Below are 9,826 nucleotides of genomic sequence, written 5' to 3' on the forward strand. Positions count from 1 at the left end.
ATGTAACCCGCGCGGCCTCGGCATGGAAGTTCTCGCTTCACTGGAAATCCCGGCTCCGGTGCCGCGCGGACAGCGCGGCCGCGCCGGCCTGGGCGGCGGACGGGTAGCGGGACTCGATGGGGTCGACGCGTTCGGCGACAAGGTTGACGACGCGATCGTCGGTGACCTCGACGAGGCCGCGGATCACCACGCCGGCGGCGTTGCGGAAGACCCGGCGGTGGCGCTCCCACACCGCGCCGAACACCACGACGTTGAGCATGCCGGTCTCGTCCTCGACGTTGAGGAAGGTGACACCGCTGGCGGTGCCCGGACGCTGGCGGTGGGTGATGAGCCCGGCCACCCACGCCCGACTGCCCGACTCCGCCGCCATCGCCTCGGCCACCGAGCTCACCCCCTCAGCGCGCAGCAGCTCCCGCAGATGCTCCATCGGATGCCCGTCCGGGGTGACGCGGGTGGCCCACTGGTCGGCCAACGTCTCCTCGACCGGATTCAACGCGGGCAAGGGCGGCGGCGCGGACGTCACCGCCGTGCCCGGCAGCATGTCAGGGCTGTCGCTGTAGCCCGCCTGCCACAGCGCCTCCCGACGTGACAGCCCCAGCGCGTCGAAGGCGCCCGCCGTGGCCAGCGCCTCCAGCTGCGTCTGCGTCAGCTCGGCGCGACGGGCGACGTCGGCCAGGTCGGTGAACGGACGCTCGGCCCGCGCCGCGACCACCCGCTCGGCAACTTCCTTCCCGACCCCGCGCACGCTGCTCAACCCCAGTCGCACCGCGAACGCCCCGTCGCGGCGATGCGTCAGCGTCGGGTCGGGGCCGTCGGGGTCGAAATCCCCGGTCGGCGGCTGCTCGACGGACAGACACGCGTCGAGACCTACCGGCGCGGACTCCCCCAACGGCTCCAGCGACGCCTGCGCCTGGGAACAGGCGATGTCGGGCCGCCGGGTCGTCACCCCGTGCCGCCGGGCGTCGGCCACCAGCGAGGACGACGAGTAGAAGCCCATCGGCTGATGACGCAGCAACGCCACCAAGAAGCCCGCCGGATAGTGCAGCTTCAGCCAACTGCTCGCGTAGACGAGCAGCGCGAAGCTCAAGGAGTGGCTCTCGGCGAACCCGAAGTCGGCGAAGGACTCGATGGCGTCGTAGATCGCCTCGGCCTGCTCCCTCTCGATGCCCTTCGCGGCCATGCCGTCCATCAGCTTGTCGCGCAGCGAGCCGATCCGCTCCACGCCCCGTTTGGACCCCATCGCCCGGCGCAACAGGTCGGCCTCGTCACCGGTGCAGTCGCCGAGCACGACCGCCAACTGCATCAGCTGCTCCTGGAACAGCGGCACGCCGAGGGTCCGCTCCAACACCGGCTCAACCGCCGGATGCCAGTACGTCACCGGCTCCTTGCCCGTCGCGCGCCTGATGTACGGATGCACCGCGCCGCCCTGGATCGGCCCGGGACGGATGAGCGCGATCTCGACGGCCAGGTCGTAGAAACAGCGCGGCTGGAGCCGGGGCAGCGTGCCGATCTGGGCGCGGCTCTCCACTTGAAACACGCCGATGCTGTCGGCCCGGCACAGCATGTCGTAGACGCCCGGCTCCTCCTTCGGGATCGCGTCGAGCGTCCACGCCTCCCCCAACTCCTCGGCGACGACGCGGAAGCAGGTGTCGAGCGCGCCGAGCATGCCGAGGCCGAGCAGGTCGAATTTGACCAGCCCCATGTGCGCGCAGCCCTCCTTGTCCCACTGCAGGACGGTGCGGTCGGCCATGCGCGCCCGCTCGATGGGACAGACCTCCCCGATGGGCCGTTCGGTGAGGATCATGCCGCCGGAGTGGATGCCGAGGTGGCGGGGCAGGCCGAGCAACTGGTCGGCGAGCTCGCGCACCGGCTCCGGGATCGACGCGTCCGGCTCGATGCCGCTCCACCGCTCGACGCCCTTGCTGAAGGCGTCCTGCTGACCGGGCGAGTAGCCGAGCGCCTTGGCCGCGTCGCGCACCGCCGACCGGGGCCGATAGGTGATGAGGTTGGCGACCTGGGCGGCGTTGCGACGGCCGTAGGTGTCGTACACCCACTGGATGACGTCCTCGCGCTGCCCTGCGTCGAAGTCGACGTCGATGTCGGGCTCCTCCTCACGGGTCGCGGCGAGGAAGCGCTCGAAGGGCAGGCGGTAGTAGATCGAGTCGATGGCGGTGATCTTCAGCGCGTAACAGAGCGCCGAGTTCGCCGAGGAGCCCCGGCCCTGGCACAAAATGCCCTGCTTCCGGGCGTACTCGACGATGCCGTGCACGATGAGGAAGTAGCCCTCGAAGCCCTTCTCCTCGATCACCGCGAGTTCCCGCTCGATGCGCTCCCAGGCGACGTCCTCACGTCCGGCGTACCGCTCGGCGATGCCGTCGGCGGCCAGCTTGCGCAACCACGTGCGATTCGTGTGCCCGTCGGGCACCCCCTTGACTGGCAGACGCGGGCTGACCGCGCGCAGGTCGAAGGCCAACTCCCGGGCCAGTCGGACCGACGTCTCGACGGCGCCCGGATAGCGGACGAAACGGGCCGCCATCTCCTCGCCCGAACGCACATAGGCCAGACCGGACGGCGGCAGCCAGCCGTCGATCTCGGCCAGGCTGCGCCGGGCGCGGATCGCCGCCAGCGCCGCGGCCAGCCGTCCACCCTCCGGCCGCGCGTGGTGCACCGCCTGGGTGGCGACCGTGGCGAGCCGCTGCCGCCGCGCCGCCTCGGCCAGCGCGTCGTTGCGCGTCGAGTCGTCGGGCAGGCCGTGGTCGGTCAACTCGACCACGACGCTCTCCCGCCCGAAACGCTCCACGAGGTCGGCGAGCGCCCGCTCGGCCGCCGACGGACCGCCCTGGGCGAGCGCCTGCCGCACCGCGCCTTTGCGGCAGCCGGTCAGCACGAGCCAGTGGTCGCGGCCCCGCTCGGCGAGCTCGTCGAGGTCGTAGACGGGACGGCCCTTCTCGTCGCCGCGCAGATTCGCCTCGGTGATCGCACCCGCGAGCCGGTGATAGCCCTCCGGCCCGCGCGCCAGCACCAGCAGATGCGAGCCCTCCGGGTCGGGCACGCCGTTCTGCGGACCGGTCAGCCCCAGCGACAGCTCGGCCCCGTAGACCGTCGGCAGTCCGTGCGCCCGCGCCGCCTCGGCGAAGGCGGGCGCGCCCGCGAAGCCGTCGTGGTCGGTGATCGCCAGCGCCTCCAAGCCCTGCCGCACCGCCTCCTCGACCAGTTCCTTCGGGTCGCTCGCGCCGTCGAGGAAGCTGAAGGAGCTATGACAGTGCAGCTCGGCGTAGGGCACGGTGACGGCCGGCCGCCCGATGGGAGCGCTCTCATAGCGGCGGCGCCTGCGCGACCGCGGCACGTCATGGGCTCGCTCCTCATCGGACTCCCCTGCCTCACGGGGCCGTCCGCTGAGCCGCCGCTCCATCTCCCGCCACGAGATGTCCGGGCTGTGCCACCCCATCAGCAACCCTCAGTCATAGCAGGCCTCGGCGAGCCAGCGGTCGTCGTCGAGGACCAGCAGCCAGGCGCGGCCGTCGGAGCCGACCACTTGGAACCGGGCGACCTTGCGCGCGGCGGTCTCGTCCCACCACCGCTCGTCGACCGGCCACGGGCCCGCCCAGGCCGCCACCTGCCGCCAGGGCCCCTCCTCGGCGACGCGGAACCGGGCCGGAGCCGACTGGACCATGCCGCGCGCCGAGACGACGACCGGTTGCCCCGCCGCCCCGGCGACCGCCGCCGGACGCGGCGTCGGGTAGACCGTGGCGGGCGCGGGCGCGGGGATCTGCCCCGGCCACGGGCGCTCGGCGGGACGCGCCACGGCGATGCGCTCGCCCCACGCCTCGCTGTGGACCCGGTCGGCGGCGCCACGCCCACCCTGCGCCCGGACCGCTCGCACCGCCTCCGGGCCGGCGGTGGCCTGCACCCTTGCCACGCTCCGCTCGACCTGCGCGTCGGGCCCCGAGCCGAACAGCGTCTCGGCGTGCTCGGCGAGGTCGGAGGCCTCCTCCGGCACGAAACGCACCGCGGTGACCGGCTCGCCCGACTCGCCCCGCTCGCCGGCCGCCGCGAGCTGCCAGCGCAGCCGGTCGAGCAGCGCGGCGGAGTCGAACCAGGCGGGGTGGCGCCACACGCGCGTCGAGGCGACGAGGTCGCCGGTGTCGACCTCGACCCGCACCGCCGTGGCGACGAGGCCGTGCTCGGACAGTTGGTGGGTGAACTGCTCGGCGGTGAGCCGCGAACTGAAGGCCACCGCCTCGATCGTCTCCAGCGGCGGTTCGAAAGGACGCTCGCAGACCAACTCCGGCGGCGGAGTGCGACGCGTCGGCGGACGCGGGTCCTGGCCCCGGGCGAGCGCGTGCGCCCACACTCCGCTGTCGCCGAACCGGGTGCGCACCTCGCCCACGCCGAGACGGGCGAAGTCGCCCAGCGTGCGCAGGCCGAGACGACGCAGCAGGCCGGTCAGACGGACGTCCGGCAGCACCTCCACGCCCAGGTCGGCGAGGAATCCCGCCCCCTCGCCCGGCGGCACCACCCGGACGTCTTGGGTCGGCGCCTGCCGGGCGGCCTGCTCGGCGGCGAAGGCCCCGTCGGCCACCCCGCACCGCACGTCCCACACGCCCAGCTCGACGATCTGCTCGGCGATCACCGCGGCGGCCTCGACCTCGCCGCCGTAGTACCGGCCCGAGAAGCGCGCCGCGCACAGTCCCGGCCGGATCGGGGCCACGTCGGGGAGACGCTGTTCCACCACGGCGAGCACTTCGTCGAAACGGCGCGACTCGACCAGCGGGGACCGCGTGACCAGACGCAGCTCCGGGCACCGGGCCTGCGCGTCGCGACGACGCATGCCCCGGCGCACGCCCTCACGACGCGCCACGGCGGAGCAGGCGACGATCTCGCCGACCTCGATCACCGCGACCGGGACCCCCGCGGGCTCGCGCGCGACGACGACCGGCCAGTCGGGGCACCACACGACGAGCGTCCGCCGTCTCATGACACGCCTCGCAGCGCCTCGACCGGAGCGGGCTCGTCGACCACGCCGAGCGTCCCGTCCGTTCCGGGCAGCCAGACCTCGCGTCGACGACGACGGGTCACGTCGGCGCGTGCCTCGATCACCGCGCGCCGCGACCGCAGGCGACCATGCCCGTCGCCGATTCCCGACCACTGCGAGGAGACGAGCGAGAGCCGCGCCTCGCAACGGGGCCACTCGCCCCACACCGCCAGGACGCTCTGCCGCGTCCGCAACCGGGCGGCGAGCCGGGCCGCCTCGCGTTGGGTGACGCGCGCGGGCGGACAGGCCACCACCACGGTGAGCGCGTCGACCAACGCCGCGACCGTCTCCCACCAGGCCGCGCCCGGATCGGGGACGACGACCAGCCGGTCGAGGTCGACGCCCCACTCGGCCGCCGCGCCCAGCCCCAGGTCGGGACAGGCCACCACGCCGCACCACGCGCCCGACGACGAGGGGCCCGCCAACAGCGCGAGCGCCAGCGACGCGGCGTCGACGCCGTAGACGCCACCGGCGCGCACCGACACCAGCCCGCGCAGCACCTCATGCGTCTCCAGCGTCGCGGTGTCGACCGGCCGTCCTTCGAGACGGGCCACCCGACGCCTGAGCTCCTCAAGATCCACTCCTCCATGATCGAACACTTGTTCGATCATGTCAAGCGGTGCGCTCCGGGAAACTGCGAGGGCCCCCGGACGCATGGTCCGGGGGCCCTCACGAGGGTCGAGCGAGGGGGTCAGCCCTTGCGCTTGTTGATCTCCTCGACCGCCTGCGGCAGGACCGTCTTCAGGTCGCCGACGACGCCGAAGTCGACCAGCTCGAAGATCGGCGCCTCGTCGTCCTTGTTGACCGCGACGATGGTCTTGGAGGTCTGCATGCCGGCCCGGTGCTGGATGGCGCCGGAGATGCCGTTGGCGACGTACAGCTGGGGCGAGACGACCTTGCCGGTCTGGCCGACCTGGAAGGTGTGCGGCTTCCAGCCGGAGTCGACCGCCGCGCGCGAGGCGCCCACGGCCGCGCCGAGGGCGTCGGCCAGGGCCTCGACCTCGGAGAAGTCGCCGCCGGTGCCACGGCCGCCGGAGACGACGATCGCGGCCTCGGTCAGCTCCGGACGGCCGGTGCTCTGACGCGGCTCGCTGGAGACGACCTTGGCGCCCTTGGCGGCGTCGCTGACCTCGACCGAGACGGCCTCGACGGCGCCCGCGCCCGCAGCCTCGACCGGGGTGGTCGAGTTCGGCTTGACGGCGATGACCGGCGCGCCCTTGACGACCTTCGCGTCGACGGTGTAGCTGCCGGCGAAGACGCTCTGGGTGGTGGTGATCGCGTCGCCGTCGACGGTGACCTCGACGGCGTCGGTGATGAGGCCCGACTCGGTGGCCAAGGCGACGCGCGCGCCGATCTCCTTGCCCTCGGCACTGGACGGGACCAGCACCGCGGCGGGGCTCGTGTCGCCGACCAGCTTGGCGAGCGCCTCGGCCTTGGGGGCCACGAGGTACTCGTCGTAGACCGCGTCGGCGAGCTGGTAGACCTTCTCCGCGCCGTACTGCGCCAGCTCGGCCGGGACGTCGGCGCCGAAGACGACCGCGGACGGCTCGCCGATCTGGCGGGCGATCGTCAACAGCTCCAGCGACGGCTTGGTGACCTTGCCCCCGGGGGCGTCGATGAGGACGAGAACTTCAGACATGTTCGATCTCCTTCTCAGACGAACTTCTTGGCGGCGAGGAACTCGACGAGCTTGGCGCCGCCGTCTCCCTCATCGGTCACGATCTCGCCGGCGGTGCGCGGCGGGCGCGGGGTGAACGACTCGACCGCGGTCCAGGCGTTCTCACCGCCGACCTCGGAGGCGTCGAGGCCCAGGTCGGCCAGCGACCACTCGTCGATCGGCTTCTTCTTGGCCGCCATGATGCCCTTGAAGGACGGGTAGCGGGCCTCGCCGGTCTGGTCGGTGACCGAGACGACGAGCTTGCCGGTCGCCTCGATCTCCTGGCTGGCGGCGTCGCCGTCACGACGGATCTTGACAGTGTCGCCGTCGACGGTGACCTCCGAGGCGAAGGTCACGGCCGGCAGTCCGAGGCGCGCCGCGGTGAGCGTCGGGACGACGCCGAGGCCGCCGTCGGTGGAGGCCATGCCGAAGAAGACGAGGTCGTACTCGAGCTTCTCGATGGCCTTGGCGAGGATGAGCGAGGTCTGGAAGGCGTCAGAGCCGGCGATGGCGTCGTCGACGACGTGGACGCCGGCGTCGGCGCCCATCTGGAGCGCCTTGCGCACCGCGTCGGCGGCGTCGTCGGGGCCGACGGTCACGACCGTCACCTCGCCGTCGCCCTCTTCGACGATCTGCAGCGCCTGCTCGACGGCGTACTCGTCCAGCTCGGACAACAGCCCGTCCACACCCTCACGGTCGACAGTGTTGTCGGACGTGAACGTACGGTCGGCCGTCGCATCCGGGACGTACTTGACCGCCACAACGATCTTGGTCACGGGGACCCTCCTGGAGTTCGGGATACACGACGCCGGGACTCGGCGGCGCGGCCATCTGTCGATGGCGCGGTGCTCGACGACGGGAGGCCGTCGAACTGCTGAGGATCACTGTGCCACCGCGCGGTTCGCGACAGTGAGGCGACCCTCAGCAACCCGCATGCTACCGACTCGACGCCGCCAGGGCGACCAGCCGTCTCATGCGATAGGTCACATCTCATTCCTGATCGAGCCTCGACCGCAGCACATTCTGTGCCACCAGGCCGATGATCAGGTAGAACACCGAGCCGGCGCCCCAGGTGATCAAGGCCTCCTGGCGCTCGGCGTTCGGGCCGTCGAAGCTGACGAGACCGGAGATCGGCCAGGTCAGCACGTCGCACACCGCGGCGACCACGTCGTACAGGCCGCCGCCGATGGCGAGCGCCACCAGCAGGGCGCCGAAGGCCAGGACCACCGAGAGGACGAGGCCCAGCACTCCGACGGCGATGACGACCTTGGTCAGCAGCGGTCCGGACGTCCCCGAGGGATCGGCGGGCGGCTCGGGCACGCCGTCGGCCGACGGACGTTCCGCGACCGACTTCTCCCGGTGCTTCTCGATCCGGGCGGCGGCCCTCTCCTCGGCCTTGCGCCGCTTCTCCTCGCGGGCTGCGAGCTTGGCGGCGGCCTTGGCCCGCTGGGCGGCGACCCGGTCGTCCGGCCCCACGGCGGCCTCGTCCGTCGGCTCCTCGTCGGAGTGGTCAGCGGCGGGCAGGTCCTCCTCGGGCACCGCCTCGAGAACCGGGAAGGGCTGCTCGACGGTCGCGTCGACGTCGGCCTCGACGACCTCGCCCTCGGCCGTCGCCTCCTCGTCGACAACGTCGATCCGCTCGGTCACGGCGTCGTCGGCGCCGGACGCCGATGCGGCCGCCGCGACGACGCCAGTGGCGGCGACAACGGGGATCACGGCCGTCGGACCGTCGGCCGACGCGTCCTCCTCCGGCTCGTCGGTGACGGACTCCTCCTCGACCGGCTCGACAACGTCCACGGGATCGGCGACAGCGGCCTGGCGGCGCAGCCGACGCTTGACGACCAGTTGGCGACGACGTTCGCGCGCGGAGAGCGGCTGCTCCTCCGGGGGGGTCTCCTCGACCATCTCCTCGGACACCGGCGCCGACTCCTCCGCGGCCTCGTCGGCCGACTCGGGCTCCGGAGCGACGGAGTCCTCCACCGCCGGCTCCGGAGTCGCGGACCCGACGGCCTCCGACTCCGAGACCACGTGCGGACCGGCGCCCGGGGGAAGGCTCCCGGGCCCGGAGGCATCGGCCGGGGGCTCCTCCGGCGTCAGTTCCCGAGAGCCTCGGCGGGCCGCCAGACGTGCGGCGCGCCGTGCGGCCTTGGCCGCGATCCGACGCGCCTTGGCAGCCTGACGCGGCGACAGCGCCGACGTCTCGGCAACCTCCCGCGCGGGCTCCGGCTCGACCGGCGGGGCCTCGGCGCCATCCTCGTCCGAGGTCGAGACGACCTCGGCGTCGTCCTCCGGCGAGGCCTCGGCGGCCCACTCCGCAGCGGTCTTCAGATCGGGCCGAACCCGCCACGCAGGCGTCTCGGGCTCCCTCTCCACCAAAGCCACCGGCTCGGGCTCGGGCTCGGGCTCGGGCTCGGGCTCGGGCTCGGGCTCGGGCTCGGGCTCGGAGAGATCCTCCTCCGGGTCCACCGCCTCGACCGGCTCCGACGGCCCCTCGGCCAAGGCGACCGGCTCGTCGGCGAAGTCCTCCAGCCGAGGCTCCTCCCGACCGAAGATCTCCTCGACGGCCGACGCGACGTCAGTTACGGCGAAGGACTCTTTTTTTCGTCGGGGAGGCCAGATCCCCAGCCTCGCCGCTCACCTCCCGGGGCGCCTCGCCCGACGGGGCCGCGTCGGGCTCCCCGTCGTCGACGAACTCCGAGACGGCCGGCTCCGGCACTCTGACGGACGACTGCTCCATCGCGGACTGTCGGGCCATCACGATGTGCGCCTGCGCCACCCGCTCGGCCTCCGCCTCGGCGGCGGCGACCCACTCCAGCGCGGTGCGCTCGGCCTCCTGCAGCTTCAGCTCGGCCGCCTCGCGAGCGGACGCGACCGCCTTGCTGAGCCGTTCCTGGGCTTCCCGCTTGGACGCGGCCGTGACCCGCTCGGCCTCCGCCTCGGCAGCGGCGATGCGGCGTTTGGCCTCCGCCTCGGCCTGCGCGGCGACCCGCTGGGCCTCGGCCTGCGCGGCGGCGACCTTCTCGGCGGCGGCGGCCTCCGCCTCGGCGATCTGACGCTCGGCGTCCAGGCGCGCCTCCTCGGCGGCCCGCTGCTGCTGGCGCTCGGCCTCGGCGCGCGCCTCGGCGGCCACCCGC

The 9,826-nt window shown here is 73.1% G+C and carries 6 protein-coding genes and 1 pseudogene; all 7 read right to left on the reverse strand.

The features are described 5' to 3' along the window. Nucleotides 1-37: 37 nt before the first annotated feature. Entirely contained in the window at nucleotides 38-3,448 is a 3,411-nt protein-coding gene (locus QM621_RS06915; RefSeq protein ID WP_414989639.1) for an error-prone DNA polymerase, read from the reverse strand. 9 nt (nucleotides 3,449-3,457) lie between these two features. Then, nucleotides 3,458-4,978: a DNA polymerase Y family protein gene (locus tag QM621_RS06920; protein ID WP_414989640.1), complete on the reverse strand. Its 1,521-nt coding sequence runs from the start codon at nucleotides 4,976-4,978 to the stop codon at nucleotides 3,458-3,460. Then, nucleotides 4,975-5,616 carry a hypothetical protein gene (locus tag QM621_RS06925; RefSeq protein ID WP_414989641.1) on the reverse strand — a complete coding sequence of 214 codons (642 nt, stop codon included), beginning with the start codon at nucleotides 5,614-5,616 and terminating at the stop codon, nucleotides 4,975-4,977. The genes QM621_RS06920 and QM621_RS06925 overlap by 4 nt, the downstream gene beginning before the upstream one ends. A 110-nt stretch (nucleotides 5,617-5,726) precedes the next feature. Continuing rightward, nucleotides 5,727-6,674, reverse strand: a complete 948-nt coding sequence (locus QM621_RS06930) for an electron transfer flavoprotein subunit alpha/FixB family protein (protein ID WP_414989642.1) — start codon at nucleotides 6,672-6,674, stop codon at nucleotides 5,727-5,729. A gap of 14 nt (nucleotides 6,675-6,688) precedes the next feature. Continuing rightward, the gene (locus QM621_RS06935) at nucleotides 6,689-7,468 is read right to left on the reverse strand and encodes an electron transfer flavoprotein subunit beta/FixA family protein (RefSeq protein WP_414989643.1); all 780 of its coding nucleotides are present in this window, start codon (nucleotides 7,466-7,468) and stop codon (nucleotides 6,689-6,691) included. A 214-nt stretch (nucleotides 7,469-7,682) separates the two neighbouring features. Continuing rightward, the gene (locus QM621_RS06940; RefSeq protein WP_414989644.1) at nucleotides 7,683-9,191 is read right to left on the reverse strand and encodes a hypothetical protein; all 1,509 of its coding nucleotides are present in this window, start codon (nucleotides 9,189-9,191) and stop codon (nucleotides 7,683-7,685) included. Between the two features lie 76 nt (nucleotides 9,192-9,267). After that, nucleotides 9,268-9,826 (reverse strand): annotated as a pseudogene (locus tag QM621_RS06945) (hypothetical protein); the annotation flags it as partial.

This window comes from Aeromicrobium sp. (assembly GCF_047606445.1).
Lineage (GTDB): Bacteria > Actinomycetota > Actinomycetes > Propionibacteriales > Nocardioidaceae > Aeromicrobium.